Source organism: Rhizobium sp. CB3060 (assembly GCF_025200735.1).
Classification (GTDB): Bacteria; Pseudomonadota; Alphaproteobacteria; order Rhizobiales; family Rhizobiaceae; genus Rhizobium.
Genome location: NZ_CP104158.1, coordinates 2,523,989 through 2,542,469 on the forward strand (window position 1 = coordinate 2,523,989; position 18,481 = coordinate 2,542,469).

16 protein-coding genes are annotated in these 18,481 nt (G+C 60.7%); 8 read left to right on the top strand and 8 right to left on the bottom strand.

Annotation, left to right across the window (positions count from 1 at the left end):
* Position 1 precedes the first annotated feature (1 nt).
* From N2601_RS12275 to N2601_RS12285, 3 genes are all read right to left on the bottom strand, one after another.
* Positions 2-1,213 (bottom strand): adenylate/guanylate cyclase domain-containing protein, encoded by a 1,212-nt coding sequence (locus N2601_RS12275; RefSeq protein WP_104824098.1) that lies wholly within the window; start codon positions 1,211-1,213, stop codon positions 2-4.
* A gap of 159 nt (positions 1,214-1,372) precedes the next feature.
* Positions 1,373-2,275, bottom strand: coding sequence for an SDR family oxidoreductase (locus N2601_RS12280; RefSeq protein WP_104824099.1), 903 nt, complete (start codon positions 2,273-2,275; stop codon positions 1,373-1,375).
* 44 nt (positions 2,276-2,319) lie between these two features.
* Positions 2,320-3,060, bottom strand: coding sequence for an SDR family oxidoreductase (locus tag N2601_RS12285; protein ID WP_104824100.1), 741 nt, complete (start codon positions 3,058-3,060; stop codon positions 2,320-2,322).
* A 124-nt stretch (positions 3,061-3,184) separates the two neighbouring features.
* Between N2601_RS12285 and N2601_RS12290 the strand changes: the two genes are divergently transcribed.
* The 3 genes from N2601_RS12290 (at position 3,185) to N2601_RS12300 (ending at position 6,122) form a co-directional block, all read left to right on the top strand.
* Positions 3,185-4,096, top strand: a complete 912-nt coding sequence (locus N2601_RS12290) for a LysR family transcriptional regulator (protein WP_104824101.1) — start codon at positions 3,185-3,187, stop codon at positions 4,094-4,096.
* A 132-nt stretch (positions 4,097-4,228) separates the two neighbouring features.
* Positions 4,229-5,566 (top strand): LLM class flavin-dependent oxidoreductase, encoded by a 1,338-nt coding sequence (locus N2601_RS12295; protein ID WP_104825186.1) that lies wholly within the window; start codon positions 4,229-4,231, stop codon positions 5,564-5,566.
* A 13-nt stretch (positions 5,567-5,579) separates the two neighbouring features.
* Positions 5,580-6,122: a carboxymuconolactone decarboxylase family protein gene (locus N2601_RS12300; protein WP_104824102.1), complete on the top strand. Its 543-nt coding sequence runs from the start codon at positions 5,580-5,582 to the stop codon at positions 6,120-6,122.
* Positions 6,123-6,144: 22 nt separating this feature from the next.
* Here N2601_RS12300 and N2601_RS12305 read toward each other — a convergent pair whose 3' ends face one another.
* Positions 6,145-6,573 carry an OsmC family protein gene (locus N2601_RS12305; protein WP_104824103.1) on the bottom strand — a complete coding sequence of 143 codons (429 nt, stop codon included), beginning with the start codon at positions 6,571-6,573 and terminating at the stop codon, positions 6,145-6,147.
* Positions 6,574-6,726: 153 nt separating this feature from the next.
* Here N2601_RS12305 and N2601_RS12310 point away from each other — a divergent pair, with 153 nt between their 5' ends.
* Positions 6,727-7,992: a glycerate kinase type-2 family protein gene (locus N2601_RS12310; protein ID WP_104824104.1), complete on the top strand. Its 1,266-nt coding sequence runs from the start codon at positions 6,727-6,729 to the stop codon at positions 7,990-7,992.
* A 540-nt stretch (positions 7,993-8,532) separates the two neighbouring features.
* Positions 8,533-10,278 carry a gamma-glutamyltransferase gene (gene ggt, locus N2601_RS12315; protein ID WP_104824105.1) on the top strand — a complete coding sequence of 582 codons (1,746 nt, stop codon included), beginning with the start codon at positions 8,533-8,535 and terminating at the stop codon, positions 10,276-10,278.
* Between the two features lie 3 nt (positions 10,279-10,281).
* Here ggt and N2601_RS12320 read toward each other — a convergent pair whose 3' ends face one another.
* Positions 10,282-11,151, bottom strand: coding sequence for an NmrA family NAD(P)-binding protein (locus N2601_RS12320; protein WP_104824106.1), 870 nt, complete (start codon positions 11,149-11,151; stop codon positions 10,282-10,284).
* 486 nt (positions 11,152-11,637) lie between these two features.
* Here N2601_RS12320 and N2601_RS12325 point away from each other — a divergent pair, with 486 nt between their 5' ends.
* Complete coding sequence (locus tag N2601_RS12325) at positions 11,638-13,092, top strand: MFS transporter (protein ID WP_104824107.1); 1,455 nt, start codon at positions 11,638-11,640, stop codon at positions 13,090-13,092.
* Between the two features lie 126 nt (positions 13,093-13,218).
* Here the strand turns inward: N2601_RS12325 and N2601_RS12330 are convergent, their stop codons facing one another.
* Positions 13,219-13,428, bottom strand: a complete 210-nt coding sequence (locus tag N2601_RS12330; RefSeq protein WP_104824108.1) for a cold-shock protein — start codon at positions 13,426-13,428, stop codon at positions 13,219-13,221.
* Between the two features lie 506 nt (positions 13,429-13,934).
* Between N2601_RS12330 and N2601_RS12335 the strand changes: the two genes are divergently transcribed.
* Both N2601_RS12335 and N2601_RS12340 read left to right on the top strand, forming a co-directional pair.
* Positions 13,935-14,162, top strand: coding sequence for a hypothetical protein (locus N2601_RS12335; protein WP_199773483.1), 228 nt, complete (start codon positions 13,935-13,937; stop codon positions 14,160-14,162).
* A gap of 143 nt (positions 14,163-14,305) precedes the next feature.
* Positions 14,306-15,859 carry a VOC family protein gene (locus N2601_RS12340; protein ID WP_104824110.1) on the top strand — a complete coding sequence of 518 codons (1,554 nt, stop codon included), beginning with the start codon at positions 14,306-14,308 and terminating at the stop codon, positions 15,857-15,859.
* 39 nt (positions 15,860-15,898) lie between these two features.
* Here the strand turns inward: N2601_RS12340 and N2601_RS12345 are convergent, their stop codons facing one another.
* Positions 15,899-17,176, bottom strand: a complete 1,278-nt coding sequence (locus N2601_RS12345) for an L-fuconate dehydratase (RefSeq protein ID WP_104824111.1) — start codon at positions 17,174-17,176, stop codon at positions 15,899-15,901.
* 42 nt (positions 17,177-17,218) lie between these two features.
* On the bottom strand, positions 17,219-18,379 hold the full coding sequence (locus N2601_RS12350; RefSeq protein ID WP_104824112.1) for a CaiB/BaiF CoA transferase family protein: 1,161 nt from the start codon (positions 18,377-18,379) through the stop codon (positions 17,219-17,221).
* Between the last annotated feature and the right edge of the window lie 102 nt (positions 18,380-18,481).

Genomic DNA, 18,481 nt, shown 5'->3' on the forward strand with positions numbered 1-18,481 from the left:
ATCAAGCCGCCGATGAGAGCAGCGTGAACAGCTCCTGCGGCCGGTTGACGCCGCGTAGCGCATAGCGGCCGACGGAGACAAGATCGTTGCTCTGGCTGGATGACAGCGCCTCAACGAAATTCGACGACATCAGGATGTTGCGGTCGGCCGAACGGCACATGGAGGCGATGCGGCTGACCTCGTTGACGGCGGGGCCGATGACGGTGAAATCCAGCCGGTCCATGCTGCCGATATTGCCGTAGAAGACATCGCCGATATGCAGGCCGAGATAGACGTCGGTTACCGGCCTGCCCTCAATCTGCCGCTGGGCATTGAGATCACGCAGCCGCTGGCGCAGCAGCGATTCCGCCATCAGCGCCGCAGCGCAGGCATCGCCTGAATCGCGCGCCTTGAAGATCGCCAGCGTGCCATCGCCGATCAGTTTCAGCACGTTGCCGCCCGCTTCGTGGATCGAGGAAATCACGGCGTCAGCATACGCGTTCAGCATCGGAATAATTTCGTCGGGCTCGGCCGTGTCCGAAATGCGGGTATAGTTCGCGAGGTCGGAGAACCATAGCGCCGCCGAGATGCGCTCGGCCTTACCGCGTGTGATCTTGCCTTCGAGGACATGCCGAGCGGCATCTTCGCCCAGATAGACCTCGGCGATGGTGCGGGCAATGCGTCCCATGGCGGTGCATTTGATCGCCAAGGCCAGCGCGGGTGTAAGCTTGCGCAGAACGCGCAGGTCCTCGTCAGGGAAACCCACTCCGGCGGTGGTGGCGAAATGAGAATAGAAACAATCCATCTCGCCGATGGTGCCCCCTTCCTCGAACCGGTGCACCAGAGCGAGGTAGTCGGTATGACCATCGGTCTTCAGCGTATCGAGTCCGAAGAAATCGATCGGGTCGCCGAAGCCGATGCGGCGACGCACCTCGTCCCCGCCTGTCGTCAGCAAATGATAGAAGGAGGAACGCTGCCAGTTCTCGGCGGCGATCCCCTGATGCGACGGGCCATATTCGAACTCGCGTTCGACCACCTGGTTGCCGTCCCAGCGGAAGGCGCGGCCTTCATAGACCGGGTGCAGCGTATCCATCAGCGCCATGGCTCGGTCGACATTGAGGCCACGCTCGCGGCATCCCTCGCAGAAACCTGCCAGGATGTCGGCTTCCCCCATGCCCTTAAGGCCGCTCTGCATGAGCCAGGAGGCGATTTCGCCAATGTCCTTATCGTTCATGGATATCTCCCGACCCAGAATAGATTCGGTTTAATACGAAATAGGCAGCCTTGGAACGCCGCACAACGCAAATAGGCCAATAGAAAACAAACGATCGCCGCTCCTGTGGCACAGAGGCGGCGATTCGACTCATTGAGATGGTGTAGCAGGACGACCGATTCAATCTTTCACATGCGGCTTCAACAGATCTTCCAATCCGATGTGGCGGAAGAGTTCGGCGCGGACGCGGTCGGCGACGCCGTTGACGATTTCCGCGCCGTCTTCAGAGGGATCGATATGGGTGCGGAACGGACGCGTCCCGAAGGGCATGTTGACGACATCGACGATGGCGGTGGCGACCGAGGCGGCATCCGCATCGGCGGGCTCCAGCGAAGCCAGACCCCTCAGCGCGCGGTCCGGAACGCCGGCATAGGGACCATTGTCGTATTCGGCTGCGCGAGCCTTGTCGGCGGGGGCGCCGGAATGGGCAAAGTGATTGGTGCCCTTGGTAAAGGCGCCGGGTACGATGATGGCGGTCTCGATGCCCCAGCGGGTCAGTTCGGAGGCGTAGGAGACGGCAAGCGAATCCATGGCGGCCTTGGCGGCGAAATAGGGCGAAAGATACGGCGGAGTGCCGCCGCGGGCGCTGGACGATGATACCCAAACCACCAGGCCCTTGCCCTGCTTGCGCAGATGGGGAAGTGCCGCACGATTGACGCGCTGAGTGCTCAGGACATTGATGTCGTAGAGCTGGGCGAACTGTTCCGGCGTGAAGGCTTCCGCTGGACCGAAGGACATATGGCCGGCATTGTGAATGATGACGTCGATACGGCCTTCTTGCTCAATAACCCTAGCGATACCAGCTTCGACGGAGGCATCCGAGGCGACGTCGAGTTCGACCGCCTTGAGGTCCATGCCATTCTCCTTGGCGAAGGCGGCGACCTCGGCCACTCGCGGCGAATTGCGCCCTTCTGTTTCGCGCATACTGGCATAGACGGTGTGGCCAGCCTTGGCGAGGGCACGGGCAGTGAGCGCGCCGAAGCCGCTCGATGCACCGGTGATGACGATAACTTGCTTGCTCATGATCCTGTTCCTTTCGAGGTGGCTATGCTGCGACTGGGGGAGGCTCAGATCATGCCGCCGTTGGCGCGCAACGTCTGGCCGTTGATCCATGCGCCATCGGGACCGGCGAGGAAGGAGACGGCAGCGGCGATGTCTTCCGGCGTGCCCAACCGTTCCAGCGGGTTCATCTTGGCCATGCGGTCGATCAGTTCATCGCTCTTGCCGTTGAGGAAGAGGTCGGTAGCTGTCGGGCCAGGGGCGACGGCGTTGACGGTGATCGAGCGGCCGCGCATTTCCTTGGACATGATGCCGGTCAGCGTTTCGACGGCGGCTTTGGTGGCGGCGTAGACGCCGTAAGTCTCAAGCTTGAGCCCGACGATGCTGGTGGAAAGATTGATGATGCGGCCGCCGTCGCGCAGACGCTTGCCGGCTTCCCGCAGCGTGTTGAACGTGCCCTTCAGATTGATGGCGATATGCCGGTCGAAATGGCCATCGTCGGCATCGGCGATCTTGGCGAGCTGCATGATGCCGGCGTTGTTGACGAGGACGTCGACACCACCAAAAGCGGCTTCGGCGGCATCGAACATGCGACGCACGGCTTCGGCATCGGAAACATCGGCCTTGACGGTCAGCGCCTTACCGCCCTTCTCCTCGATTTTGCGGGCCAGCTCCTCGGCGGCGGCTTCGCTGCCGGAGTAGTTGATGACGACGGTGAAGCCGTCCTTTGCGAGGCGTTCCGCAATCGCGGCGCCGATGCCGCGTGACGCGCCGGTAACGATCGCTACCTTGTTGGAATTATTGGTCATTGTCTTCATCCTTTGCTGTGAGTGCGCCGCAGCGCGTTTCGATGAGAGGAAGATGCCTCTTTTCAGTCGACGGATAATCAGCCATTATTCGGCATCACTATCCGAAATTGCCGAACAAAGAAAAATGGACAGATTCGATGCCATGCGGGTGTTTTCCCGCGTCGTAGAGCGGCGCAGCTTCACTCTGGCGGCCGAAGACACCGGTCTGCCGCGCTCCACCGTTACGGATGCCGTCAAACAACTGGAGGCGCGGCTCGGCGTTCGCCTGCTGCAGCGAACGACACGGCATGTCAGCCCGACACTGGATGGCGAGGCCTATTATCAACGCTGTCTGCGCATTCTATCCGACATTGAAGATGCCGAGGGTGCCTTTGCGGGCGCCAAGCCGAAGGGCCTCCTGCGCGTCGATGTGCACGGCACGCTGGCTCGGCATTTCGTATTGCCGAACCTGCCGTCTTTCCTTGCGACCTATCCGGAAATCGAGCTCTATATGACCGAGGGCGACCGCTTCGTTGACCTCGTTCGCGAAGGCATCGATTGCGTGCTGCGCGTCGGCACGCCACAGGACAGCGACATGATCGCCCGCCGCGTCGCCCTGCTGGAGGAAATCACCCTGGCCGCGCCTGCCTATATCGAGCGCTTCGGCATGCCTCTGCATCCAGAAGCTCTCGACGGCCACCGCATGGTCGGCTTCCGCTCCTCGGCGACGGGTGGATTGCTGCCGCTGGAATTCATCGTCGACGGGGCGGTGCGCGGCATTACCCTGCCCGCGACGGTCTCGGTCAATGCCGCCGAAAGTTATTTTTCAGCGGCCAAGCTCGGCCTGGGCCTGATCCAGGTGCCGCGCTATCACGCCGAACATGCCTTGAAATCCGGCGAGCTGGTTCATGTCCTCAAGGACTTTCCACTCACGAAGACACCCGTCTCCATGCTCTATCCCCGCAGCCGCCAACTCTCCCCACGCGTACGCGTCTTCATCGACTGGCTCGTCAAGGTTTTTGCCAGACAGAGCGACACGGAAAGCGGGGTCGGATGAATATTCCCTCGAACCGATCAAATAAATGAAATCGGCTCTTTGAATGCGCCGACAGGGCTCCTACGTCGAAAGGGATATTCTCGCCGGCGCCAGGCCGCCAGGAACCAGTGATGTTCGAGAGGGATGGACCCCATGACTGAACAGAAGCAACTGAAGCTTGGGGCCTTCATGCGCCCCGTCAGCCTGCATACGGGCGCATGGCGCTATCCCGGCTCCTATCCGGATGCGAATTTCAATTTCAAGCACATCAAGAGTTTTGCGCAGGCGCTGGAACAGGCAAAATTCGATGCCTTCTTCATGGCCGATCACCTCGCCGTGCTGAACATGCCCGTCGAGGCGTTGAAGCGCAGCCATACCGTGACCTCCTTCGAGCCCTTCACGCTGCTGTCGGCGCTTGCCGCCGTCACCGAAAAGATCGGCCTTGTCGCCACGGCCTCCACCACCTTCGACCAGCCCTATCACATCGCCCGCCGTTTCGCCTCTCTCGACCATATCAGCGGCGGTCGCGCCGGCTGGAATATCGTCACCACATCCAATCCGGACGCGGCGCTGAATTTCGGCCTTGAAGAGCACATGGAGCATGGCGAGCGCTATCACCGCGCCCGCGAATTCTACGATGTCGTCACCGGCCTCTGGGACAGCTTCGCCGACGACGCTTTCCTCCGTGATGCCGAAAGCGGCATCTTCTTCGACCCGCAAAAGATGCATGTGCTTGCCCACAAGGGCGAGGAGCTGAGCGTCCGCGGGCCGCTCAACATTGCCCGCCCGCCGCAGGGCTGGCCGGTGATCGTCCAGGCCGGACAATCGGATGCCGGCCGCCAGCTTGCCGCCGAAACGGCGGAAGCGGTTTTCGCCGCTCCTCGCAATCTCGCCGACGGCAAGGCGATCTTCGCCGACATCAAGGGCCGGATGCGGCGCATCGGCCGCAACCCGGATCACCTGAAAATCCTTCCTGCCGCCTTCATCGTCGTCGGCGATACCGTCGAGGAGGCGAAGGCCAAGCGTGCCAAGCTCGACAGCCTCGTCCATTACGAAAGCGCCATCGCCTCGCTGTCGATCGCTCTGGGCCACGACGCCTCTGGTTTCGACCCTGACGGCCCGCTGCCAAAAATCTCGGAAACCAATGCCAGCAAGAGTGGCCGCGAGCGCGTCATTGCATTGGCGGAGGAGGAGAAGCTGACCGTGCGCCAGCTTGCCCAGCGCCTTGGCGGCTATGCCGGCCTCGCCTTCATCGGCACGCCGCAGGCGATCGCCGACGAGATGGAACAATGGCTGCACGAGGAAGGCTCCGACGGCTTCAATGTCGTCTTCCCCTTCCTGCCGCAGGGCCTGCAGGACGTAACCACGCGTGTCGTTCCGGAACTGCAGCGCCGCGGTATCTTCCGTCGCGAATACGAGGGCACGACATTGCGTGATCATCTCGGCTTGCCGCGCCCGCAGAACCGGTTCTTCTCCAAAGCGGCGCAGTGAAAGACAACAGCCGATGAGCCATATCACACCAATCGATTACGATACCGCCTCCGACGCCGTCCGCGCCGAACATGACCGCGAAGTGCAACTGCGCGGCCGCATGACCAATATGAAGCGGACGCTGCTGCATTCGCCGGTGGCACACCGCATCTATGCCGAATGGTTCACGCTGCGCGAAGAGCTCCGCCCGGCGCTGGACGACCGCGCGGTCTGGCTTTTCTGCCATGCGATTTCGCTGGAAAGCCGCTCGATCATCCCGGTCGGCTTTTTCCGCCGTGCGCTGATCAATGCCGGCCTGGCGCCGGAAACCATCGTACCCACCGAAGACGAGGCATTATTGATCGATTTCGGCAAGGCCATCGTCAGGGATTCCAACGCCGTGCCGGAAGAATTATGGGACCGGCTGAAGGCGCGTTATGACGAACCCACGCTCGCAAACCTCGTCGCTTTCGCCGGCATCATGATCGCCACCGCGATCTACAACAATGTGGTGAAGGTGGATATCGATCCGGAGCTTGGGCCGTATTTGGAGGGATTTGAGCTACCCTCGAAGTAACGAAAAGCCATTCAATCCAATCTCACCCCGAAATCACCGTCTCGAACTTGGGATTCCCCCGGATCGTATTGCTGACCGTGCAGATCTCGTCCTCGGCGGCATGCGCGATGGCGTTACGAATCTCGTCGCCGAAATCGCCCTTGATGGTGAAGGCGATGTTGAATTTTTCGACGCGCGTCAGCCCTTCCGTCGCCTTTTCGCCAGTCACGACGGCGGTGACCTCCGTCAGCTTGTCGAGCACGCCGAGGCTGCTCGCAGCCATACGGGCGCTGAGCACGAGGCAGGCGGACAAAGAGGAATAAAGCAGGTCGAGCGGATTGAAGCCCGGCTGCGACGGCGAGGTGACGATATCGATCTCACCGCCTGTCACCGTCGTCACATGCGGAAGGCCGGTGCGGCCGACCGTCGCCGTCGCGCCGGTCTGTCTCGTCTTCACCTTCAGTTCGGCCATCTTGAAAATCCCTCGGATATAATCGTTGAAACTGCTCCCCAAAACATAGGGATTCCCCTCACAGGACACAATTGGCGTTCCCTGCCCTTGCGCGTTCGCGTCAGTTGAGTCACCAAATGGTTACTAGCCCATCGCAGACAGGCAGATTTCGACATGACCGTTTCCGATCCCCGCGCCTTCCTCACCTCCCTCTTCGATGCCGCCGTCCGCGCCGCCGATCCCTTGACCGGCATCCGCGCCCATCTACCGGCAAAACCGAAAGGGCGGACGATCGTCATCGGTGCCGGCAAGGGCTCGGCGCAGATGGCAGCCGCCCTGGAGCAATGCTGGGACGGACCGCTGGAAGGGCTGGTGGTGACGCGTTATGGCTTCGCCACCCCATGCCGCCACATCGAAATCATCGAAGCCGCTCATCCCGTGCCTGACGAGGCCGGCCTCGTCGCCTCCGGTCGACTGTTGAAACTGGTTGAGGGATTGACCGAGGATGACCTGGTGATTGCGCTGATCTCCGGCGGCGGTTCGGCGCTGCTGCCCTCTCCGGCGGGCGCCCTTACCCTTGCCGACGAGATCGCCGTCAACAAGGCACTGCTCGCCTCCGGCGCGCCGATTTCGGCGATGAACGTCATCCGCAAGCATCTATCGACCATCAAGGGCGGCCGCCTCGCGGCATCGGCCTATCCGGCAAAGGTCGTCTCGCTGGTGGTCTCAGACATTCCGGGCGACGATCCGGCCCTCGTCGCCTCCGGTCCGACCGTTCCCGGCGCCGGCACGCGCGCCGAAGCGCTCGACCTCATCCGCCTCTACCGCATCGAGCTGCCCGCCGCCGTTCTGGCACATATCGAAAAGCCGGAAGCTGATGCACCGCGGCCAGATGACCCGCGCTTTGCAGCCAACGAGGTGCATGTCATCGCCTCGGCCGGTGTCTCGCTGGAAGCCGCGGCCAAAGCGGCGCGCGAGGCCGGCATCGAGGCAGCGATCCTGTCCGATGCGATCGAAGGTGAAGCGCGGGAGGCAGCGCATGTACATGCCGCCGTCGCCCGCGAGATCCTGCATCGCAACCGGCCTTTCACCAAGCCGATCGTGTTGCTGTCGGGTGGTGAGACGACGGTAACGCTGACCGGCAAGGGCAAGGGCGGCCGAAACTCTGAATTTCTGCTATCGCTCGCGATCGACATCGACAGTCACGCCGGCATCCACGCCATGGCGGCCGATACCGATGGCATCGACGGCAGCGAGGACAATGCCGGCGCCTTTGCTGATGCAAGCACGGTGGCGCGGCTGCGCAAGGCTGGGCTGGTACCCGCCGAAATGCTGAGAAACAACGACGCCTGGTCGGCGTTCAACGCGATCGGTGACCTCTTCGTACCCGGACCGACGGGAACGAATGTCAATGATTTCCGAGCCATCCTGATCGCTTGATCGAAAGGACCGGACGATATCAGTGATTGGTGGGGCAATCCTCGCAGCGCCAGTAGGCCGGCGCTGTCGATGTCCACCGAAAGAAATGGCGATGACAATGGACGCATTCGATTTCGACGACATGCGTTTTTTGGGCAATGACGAACGGCTTAGGTTTGCTGTTGCGCTCGTTCTTCCATTGCTCAAGCTTCGTGACGGCCATCATTTTCCCCCAACTCATTACTTTCCGCCTCGATTATGACTTACCTAAAGTAGACTGCCCTTATGAAAGAATTATTGCGAGCGTGAGAAGGCACTTATCCCGCACATTTTCAAAGCGCTAATACGAAAGATCGAACAAACAGCTTCACTCTAATCCTTTCGGATTAGCCCGGATCGACTGAAGCACGAGTTGCTCGTCCCGATACGGATTGCCTTCTTTCGCCCGGTTCGGATTTCGGAGCCGCGACCCAGTCGGGATTCGGCAGCAGAAATTATCTCTGCGGCACTAGACGCAGCGAAAGGCTCTCTTACCTAAAATATGATTTTGGAGGGACCATCATGTACCATTTCCGCCAGCGGATAATATCCGCGGCCACTATCTTTGCCTTCGGGCTCTTTTCCATTACTACCGTTCAAGCCGCAGCACCGCAGCCGGTCGAAGCCGAGCATGGGATGGTGGTGACTGCCCAGCATCTCGCGACCGATGTCGGCGTCAACGTACTGAAGAGCGGCGGCAACGCCGTGGATGCTGCAGTTGCGGTCGGCTATGCCTTGGCTGTGGTCTATCCGGTCGCAGGCAATATCGGCGGCGGTGGCTTCATGACCATCCGGCTGAAGGACGGCAAGACAGCCTTCCTCGATTTCCGCGAGCGCGCGCCACTCGCCGCGACCAAGACCATGTATCTCGATGACAAAGGCAATGTCGTCAAAGGCGCAAGCACGGACGGCTATCTCGCCGTCGGCGTGCCGGGTTCCGTCATGGGCTTCGAGACCGCGCGTGAGAAATATGGCACGAAATCCCGCCAGGAACTGATGGCGCCCGCAATCCGGTATGCCAAGGAAGGTTTTACCCTGAACCAGGCCGATGCCGCGGAGCTCAACCACGGCAAGAAATGGCTGGCGCGCGATCCGGCCACCGCCGCAATCTTCGTCAAAGGGGACGGCAAACCCTTCGCCACCGGCGATACATTGATCCAGCCGGAGCTTGGCGCGGCCCTCTCCAGCATTTCGGAACAAGGTCCTGATGGCTTCTATAAGGGCTCGACCGCCGATGCGATCGTCAAGGCCAGCCACGATAAGGGTGGCATCCTGGCCAAGGAGGATTTCGAGCAATACAAGGTCCGCGAACTCGACCCGGTGAAATGCAATTACCGGGGCTATGAGATCATCTCCTCACCACCGCCCTCTTCCGGCGGCGTGATCATCTGCGAGATCCTCAACGTGCTGGAAGGCTATCCGCTTTCCTTTACCGGCTACGCTTCGGCTGACACCGTGCATCTCATGGTCGAGGCCATGCGCCATGCCTACGTCGATCGCAATTCCGCGCTCGGCGATCCCGATTTCGTCGACAATCCCGTCAGCAAGCTGCTGGATAAGGACTACGCAAAGAAGATCCGCGACAGCATCGATCCCTATCGCGCCGGCGTCTCCAAGGATCTGATGCCGAAGGGCCTCGGCGAGAGCCATGAGACGACGCATTATTCGATCATCGACAATGACGGCAATGCGGTTGCCGTCACCTATACGCTGAACGGCTCCTTCGGGGCCGGCGTGGTCGCACCCGGCACCGGCATCCTGCTCAACAACGAGATGGACGACTTCACCGCCAAGCCGGGTGTACCGAACCTCTACGGTCTGGTTCAAGGCGAGGCCAACGCCGTCCAGCCGAAGAAGACACCGCTTTCCTCCATGAGCCCGACGATTGTCGCCAAGGACGGCAAGCCCTTCATGGTGATCGGCAGCCCCGGCGGCGCGCGCATCATCACCATTACGCTCGAAGCGATCGTCAACGTCATCGATTTCGGCATGGATATTCAGCAGGCGATCGACGCACCGCGGATACATCATCAGTGGCTGCCGGATAAGGTCTATACCGAGCCCTACACGCTGTCTCCCGACACGATCAAACTGCTGACCGGCATGGGCTATAATGTCCAGGTCGGCGGCGATTGGCCGGTCTGGGGTCAGGCCGCCGGCATCCTCGTCGGCGGCAAGAGCCTCGGTCAAATCGCCGAGGGAGGCGGCGCGCGCTATAACGGCGCAATGGATAGCCGCGCCGGCTCGGGCTTGGCTGAAGGGTACTGATCTTCAGGCGATCTTGGCGAGTTCGGCCAGGACAGTTTCAAAGGGCCTCGGCGCAACCACATGTTCGTTGACGCCTGCTGGCTCGAAATCGATCCAGCCGGAGTTGAAGTTTTCGATCATCTCGATGCGCGGCTCCGGCCAGGCAGCCCCCTGTGCCCTGAAACGCTCTTCCCACTCGGCGCGCGGGACAGGCTTGGCAACGACCGGACGACCGATGGCCTGGCCGATCAGGGTTGCGATTTCGATCTGGCTATAGCGCTTCGGCCCTTCGATCTCGATCACCCGGCGGTCGGTCCAGTTCTCGGCCATCGTCCTGGCGGCGATGGCGCCGATATCGGCGGTGGCGATCATCGGATAGGGCTTGTCGAGCGGTGCCAGATAGCTCGGCATTTCACCGGTCGCGCGCGCCGGCGCTATATCCCACAATGAATTCTCCATGAACCAGGTCGGCCGCAGAGTGGCAACCGGCATGGTCAGTGGCGCCAGCGCCTCTTCCAGCATGTGAACCTGAGTGATGAGCCCGAGGCCGGAGGTACGCTGGCCACCGATCGACGACAACATCACGACCTTGCCCGGCTGCGCGCGCTGGATGGCGGCCGCCTGCGCCGCCGCATCCCTGCGGGCGCTCGGGAAGCCCGGATCGGGCGCGAAATTCGGCGAGGCCATGACGAAGACGCCTTCGGTACCGTCGAAAGCTCGCGCCAGCGCATCGGCATCATCGAAGGTGGCGACGGCGACTTCAGCGCCGAGCTTTTCCCATTCCGCGCCCTTCGCCCGATCGCGAAGGACGGCCCGGACCCTATGCCCAGCGCTAATGAGCGCGCGTGCGGTCGTACCACCGACCTTGCCAGTGACGGCAGTGATTGCAAACATGATCTTCTCCTTGAAGATGTTGTTAGGTTTTGGAAGTCAGGCGGGCCGGTACGCCGTCAAAAATCGCCCGCATCACGCGGCGCGGCGACGAATGCAACACTTCCTGAGAATGTTCATGGCAGGCCCCGCTTTGGCTTCGTAAACATCATGCAATAGGATAGCTCATGACTTAAGTGCCGTTATGTCAGCTTATTCATGACGTAGAATCAACAATCGAGACACACCATCTTACGCGGGAAAACAGACTGTGATCGATGCAACCGCCGCTGCCGCCATCACCTGTTCATCTGGCATTCATCGGCTGTGACATTCCTGCCCGGCTGCGACGTTTTTTCCATTTCGATCAATAAGATTTGCAAATTCGGATATAGTCATCCCGCGTGAGCGGGAGTATACCGGGCCCCGTTCCAATCGGCCTTTGCGCCGTCACCAGACTTGCGGTTCTGTCTTTGGACCCCACCGCGCCATCGAGAGCGATCCCCGACAATGTCGGACCAGATTTTCCAGGCCGCCCCAACCCGGCGGGCCGTACCTAATTTTCGTGTAATCGCGCTTATCGTAGCAAGCGCCATGTTCATGGAGCAGCTTGACGCGACCGTGCTCGCCACAGCGCTGCCGACCATGGCGAGAGACTTCGGCGTCAGCGCGCCAGCGATGAGTATTTCGCTCACGTCCTATCTGCTCAGCCTCGCGATCTTCATTCCCGCCAGCGGCGCCATTGCAGACCGCTTCGGATCGCGCACCGTCTTCCGATCCGCCATCGCGGTTTTCGTTGTCGGCTCGCTTCTGTGCGCGCAGGCGCCGAACCTGTTCTTCCTCGTGATCGCGCGATTGCTGCAGGGTCTCGGCGGCGCGATGATGCTCCCGGTCGGACGTCTCGTATTGATGCGCAGCGTCGCTCGCAAGGACATGGTCAACGCCATGTCCTGGCTGCTAATCCCGGCGCTTGTCGGTCCAATTCTCGGCCCGCCCGTCGGCGGCATGTTCGTGACCTATCTCGACTGGCGCTGGATCTTCTACATCAACGTGCCGATCGGCGTTATCGGCTTTATCCTGGTGTCGATGTTCATCGAAGAGGTAAAAGGGCCGCGCAATGGCCGCTTCGACCTTTCCGGCTTCATCCTGTCAGGCATCTCGCTTGGCTCGCTGCTCTTCGGTTTCGAAATGTCGAGCCGCGAAGGCGAAGGCTTTCTGGCCGTCTTCCTGATCTCGATTGGCCTACTGTTCGGCATCGCCTATCTGCGACATGCCCGCAAGCATCCGTCGCCGATCATGGATTTCTCGCTGATGAAGGTGCCGACTTTCCGCACCTCGGTCATCGCCGGCTCGCTGACGCGCATCAGCCAGGGCGCCCATCCCTTCCTTATCCCGCTGATGCTGCAGCTCGGCTTCGGTCTTTCGGCCGCTACAGCCGGCCAGATCGCCATTGCGACCGCGCTCGGCTCCATGGCCATGAAGCCTTTTCAGGTCCGCATCCTGCGCACGCTCGGCTTCCGCACCGCCCTTATCGTCTTCGGTCTGATTGGCACGCTCGGCTATGGAATGTGCGCCATTTTCCAGCCGAATTGGCCGTTGCCTGTCATCTTCGTGATCCTGTTCTTCTGCGGCTTCTTCATGTCGTTCCAGTTCACGGCCTACAACACGATCGCTTATGACGAGATCGAACGTGACCGGATGAGCATCGCGACCAGCTTTTATTCGACCTTCCAGCAGTTGATGCTCTCGCTCGGCATCTGCGTCGCCGCTCTTGCCCTGCATGGCTCGATGCAGTTCGGCGGCCATGCGAAGGCCGAGATGATCGACTTCTCCGTCGCCTTCATCGTCGTCACGGCCATTGCGCTGCTCGCGGTGATCTGGAACGCCAGCTTTTCGCGCACCGCCGGCACGGAGATCAGTGGCCACCGCAAGAAATCGCCCGAGGATTCACTCGGGGGACACTGATTCCCCGAGTGTCGAAAAGCTCGCCAGGAACAAGATACAAAAAAGGCCGGGCTAACCCGACCTCTTCCTTCATCGCCTCAACGATCTTTGCCAGTACATCCATGGTCAAAGACCGAAAGCAATGCCTTACAGGGATTCGAGCTGGTCAGCCGACATCTTGCCCGAGCGCTTGTCCTTGACAAGCTCGTAGGAAATCTTCTGGCCGTCACGAAGAGTGCTCATTCCAGCGCGTTCAACCGCGGAAATATGCACGAAGACGTCCGTCGCGCCGTCATCAGGCTGAATGAAACCAAAACCCTTGGTAGCATTGAACCACTTTACAGTACCTGTGCTCATAACAATGACCTTTCAATCACTCATGTAGAGATCGCATCCAGACAACCGTCTGGTGCAGTAGACCGATTTTGAGAGGGAAGTTCGTCAATGTCGCGCAGAGTGCGTCGAGGCAAAGTTCGTTCACCAATATCGATGCACAGCTTATAGCTGAGGGCTGGATACCCCACAAGGCGAAATATCAGAAATATCGAAAATGACTAGATATTTCGCATAAATCGACTCGCGTGACATAAAACTATCGTTTATCGAGGATCAAATTCGAATAGTCTTTTTGTAGCTATTTCCGAGTTTTTTGCGTCGTCCTATATAAGATTCATCGGCACTTTTCTTTTTACGTCCCCCCGGCTTCATTGCGGCAATTCCGCCTTATTTCCGGGGAGCGCTGGAATTCCCAGCAATACGAATGCCACCCGATACAGGATGGATCTCCCTCCTTGTGGGCGCGGATGCTTACCCGCTCAAACCCACAGGAAACGCCAACGCCGACACAAACCCTGGAGGCCAAGATGGCGCCGCCCAATAAAGACAATCTTTTCGGGTCCAAGAGAGAGGCAGCGCTGGTCAAGTCCAGCCAGCTCGACTCCACCGTCAAGGAAATCATCGCCAGCGAACAGATGACCCGCGAACGCAAAACGGCACGCCTGAGGGAACTGCGCCTCGAGAAAGAGGCGCTTCAGCCGCCACCGGAGCCGAAGACAAAGGCCAAACGAAAGACGGCCAAGGCAGCCAAATAGGCAAAACTTGATCCGTGCCTGGCACGGTTCAGAGGCGGACGTTGCGCTTTTGGTGAACACAGCCTCCACGGACTGCGCATTGAACTGGCGGAGGCTTCCGCCCTAAATAGCGACCAATTGCACAATCCATCTGGAGCATCGTCATGGTCGCCGGCATTCACCACATCACGCTCATCACTCGCAAGGTGCAGGCGAATGTCGATTTCTACGCCGGCTTTCTCGGCCTACGGCTGGTCAAACGCACCGGCGGCTTCGAAGACGCCACGCAGTTGCACCTCATCTATGGCGACGCGATCGGATCGCCGGGCTCGCTGGTGACCTTCCTTGTCTGGGAGGACGGCTCTCCGGGACGTCCCGGCGTCGGACAAGTCGGCGAAATCTCGCTGGCCATCGATCCCATGAGCATCGGTTTCTGGCTGACGCGCGCCTTGAGCGCAGGGCTGAAACCCGAAGGCCCTTCCGAGGAATTCGGCGAACCGGTTCTACGGCTGAAAGACCCGGATGGCGTTGTCATCAAACTTGTCGGCGTAGGTGAATTACAATCGGCCGCACCTTGGGCAAGCGACAAAATCCCGCCAGAACATGCCATCCGGCGCATTCGCGGCGCGACGCTATTCAGCGAGACGCCCGAGGAGACGCAAAAGCTTCTCTTGGAGCATTTCGGCTACCGGCTGCAAGCGGTCGATGGGGCGATCAGCCGCCTCATTTCCGAACCCGGTGATATCATCGACATCCGCGATGCCCGTGGTTTCTGGGCAAGTGCGCCGGGAACCGGCACGGTCGACCACGTGGCGTTTCGTGCCTCCGACGATGCCGAACTGCAAGCGGTGCGTACGGCGCTGCAGGCGATCAATTCCTGGCCGACAGCGATGCATGATCGCAAATATTTCCGCTCGCTCTATGTCCGGGAACCCGGCCGCATCCTGTTCGAACTCGCAACCGATGCGCCGGGCATGCTGATCGACGAAGACGAGGCAACACTCGGCACGCGCCTGTTCGCCCCCGATGACAAACCGGAACGGCTGGCGGAGCTGAGCGTGATCCTGCCGCAATTCTCAATGCCCGGCGAGCCGCGCGTCATCTATCGCGATCTGCCGTTCGTGCATCGCTTCTTCACGCCGGAGGAGCCGGACGGTACCGTCTTCATCTTGCTGCATGGCTCGGGCGCCAGCGAAACGTCACTGATGCCGATTGCCCATAAGATCGACCCGCGGGCAACGTTGCTCGGCGTGCGTGGCCGCGCGCTCGAGGAAGGCTCGCCGCGCTGGTTCCGCCGCATCACGCCCTTCTCCTTCGATCAGGCCGACATCGCCAGCGAAGCCGAAGCCTTCGCCGCCTTCATCGATGGCGCGATCCGCGCCTACGACCTCGATCCCGAGCGTATCGTCTATATCGGCTATTCGAACGGCGCGAACCTCATCAATGCCATGCTGTCGCTGCAGCCGCATCTCATCCGCCGCGCTGTGCTGCTACGCTCCATGGCCGCGCTGACCGATCCGCCGCCGGCGGACATGTCGAACGCCGATGTACTGATCATCGCTGGCGAGAAGGACGACTATGGACACCACGCGCAACCGCTCGCCGAACGGCTTAATGCCGGCGGCGCGACGATGAACCAGCAAACGATCCCCTACGGCCACGAATTGACAGACGCGGATGTGCCGATCATCCAGGCATGGTTGAAGCGCTCGAACTGAGCGCTTCAACTCTTGTAATTGGAACCTTCAGGTGACGGATCACCCCTTGAACGTATAGGCGGCGATCGACTCAGGCTTCATCTCGATCGAGAAGCCAGGCAGACTTGGCGGCATGTAGGCGGCGTCGCGGATCACGCAAGGGTCGATGAAATGTTCATGCAGGTGGTCGACATATTCGATCACGCGACCATCCTTGGTGCCGGAGACGGCGACGTAGTCGATCATCGACAGGTGCTGCACATATTCGCAGAGGCCGACGCCGCCGGCATGCGGCCAGACAGGCAGGCCGTATTTCGCGGCAACGAGAAGCACGGACAGGACTTCGTTCAGCCCGCCCATGCGGCAAGAATCGATCTGCACGATGTCGATGGCGCCTTCGGCGATGAACTGCTTGAACATGATGCGGTTCTGGCACATCTCGCCGGTCGCGACCTTTACCGGCCCGATCGCCTGGCGGATCTTGCGATGGCCGGCAACATCATCGGGGCTGGTCGGCTCCTCGATGAAGAAGGGCTTCGCAAAGGCGAGCTTTTGCACCCAATCAATCGCCTGGCCCACTTCCCAGACCTGGTTGGCATCGATCATCAAATAGCGATCGGGACCGATCACTTCGCGGGCGATGGTGAGACGCCGGATATCGTCCGCAAGATCGCGGCCGACCTTCATCTTCACATGATTGAAACCGGCATCGATTGCCTCCTGGCAAAGACGGCGCAGCTTGGCGTCATCATAGCCGAGCCAGCCGGCCGAGGTCGTGTAGCAGGCATAACCTTCACGCTCCAGGGTGGCGATACGCTCCGCCTTGCCGGCCTCGGCCTTCTTCAGGATAGCGACGGCTTCGTCGCGGGTTAAAACGTCGGTCAGGTAGCGGTAATCGACGATATCGGCAATGTGCTCCGCATCCATCTCCGCCACCAGCCGCCAGACCGGCTTGCCAGCCTCCTTGGCGAGCAGGTCCCAGACAGCGTTTACGACGGCGCCGGTGGCCAGATGCATCGCGCCCTTCTCCGGGCCGATCCAGCGAAGCTGGCTGTCGCTGGTCAGATGCCGCCAGTATTTGCCGGGATTTTCCAACACGCCGGCAAGCTCCGTGCCGACGACCAGATGGCGCATCGCCTCGATCGCCATGCAGCAGATGTCGTTGCCGCGACCGATGGTAAAGGTAAGGCCGTGACCTTCGAGGCCCGGCTTGTCGGTATCGAGGATCACGTAGGCAGCCGAATAATCCGGATCGGGATTCATCGCATCGGAGCCGTCGAGGCTCTGCGAAGTCGGAAAGCGCAGATCGAATACGCGGAGGTTGGTGATGCGCGTCATGGGAAAACTCCTTCTAATTCCGTCGGGCGATCTCTCCGACACTCACCCGAGGCCGAACTCTTCCCAGATCGCCGCATTATGCTCGCCGACATGCGGGGCTGCACGTTCGAATTTTGGCCGCTGCCCGTCAATACGAACCGGCGAGCGCGTGGTGCGTACAGAAACGCCGTCGTCGCGGGCAACCGTCTGCAGCATGTCCAGCACGCCAAATCCCTCGCTCTGCAACAGTTCCGGCCAGTTCAGCACCTTGGCACACCAAATGTCTGCCGGTTCCAGAATGGCCAGCCATTCATCCACGGTGCGGGTGGCTATGCGCGCCGAGATCAGCGCTTTTATATCGTCGCGCGCCGTAAACCAGCTTTTCGGATCGTCGCGGTAGGGCGCGAGCTCCTCCATGCCGAGCAGGTCGGCGAGCTTCGAAATCGGCGTCATAGCGATGGCGAGATAGCCGTCGGTGGCGGGATAAACGCCATATGGCGCGGAAAGATAGGCATGCGCACTGCGGAACCCGGAGCGCTGGGGCAGCTTGTTGCCGCTGTTCATGTGGACAGTCAGCACCTCCACCTGCAGATCGACCAGTGCCTCCAGCAGGCTCGTCTCCACCAGCCCGCCCTCGCCGGTGACGCCGCGGCGCACCAGCGCCGCCAGAATACCCTGGGCGGCGGCCGCACCCGCCAGCATATCGCCGATCGCCAAGCCGAACGGCACCGGCCCCTGCCCCTCATCGCCATTCAGCCACATGACACCAGAGCGCGATTGCGCCAGCAAATCCTGCCCCGGACGCGACACCCAAGGACCTTCGCCGCCATAGCCGCTGATCGAGCAATAGACGAGCCGCGGATTGATCTTCTGCGCAGCCTCATAGTCCAGCCCAAGCCGCTCGATGACCCCCGGCCGAAAATTCTGTACCAGGACGTCGGCCTTGGAGATCAGCTTGCGCAGCGCCTGTATGTCGCGCTCGTTTTTCAAGTCGATCGCCAGGCTTTCCTTCGAACGGTTGATCGCGTGGAAAATGGTCGAATCGCCGCTCTCACTATCGCTCAGATAAAGCCGCCGCGAGAGATCGCCCCCCTCCGGCCGCTCGATCTTGATGACCCGGGCGCCGAGATCCATCAGTCTCAGGGTGCAATAGGGGCCGGACAGGAACTGGCTCATATCCACGACCACCAGGCCGGCCAGCGGCAATTCCTTCTCCACCACCATGACTATTTCCGCTTCCCTCGCATCAATCCGGCAGGTCGCCAACCTCCGCTTCGACAGAGATTTCCCCCGCCGAATCCCCTGCGTCCCGCACCGCATTTTTCT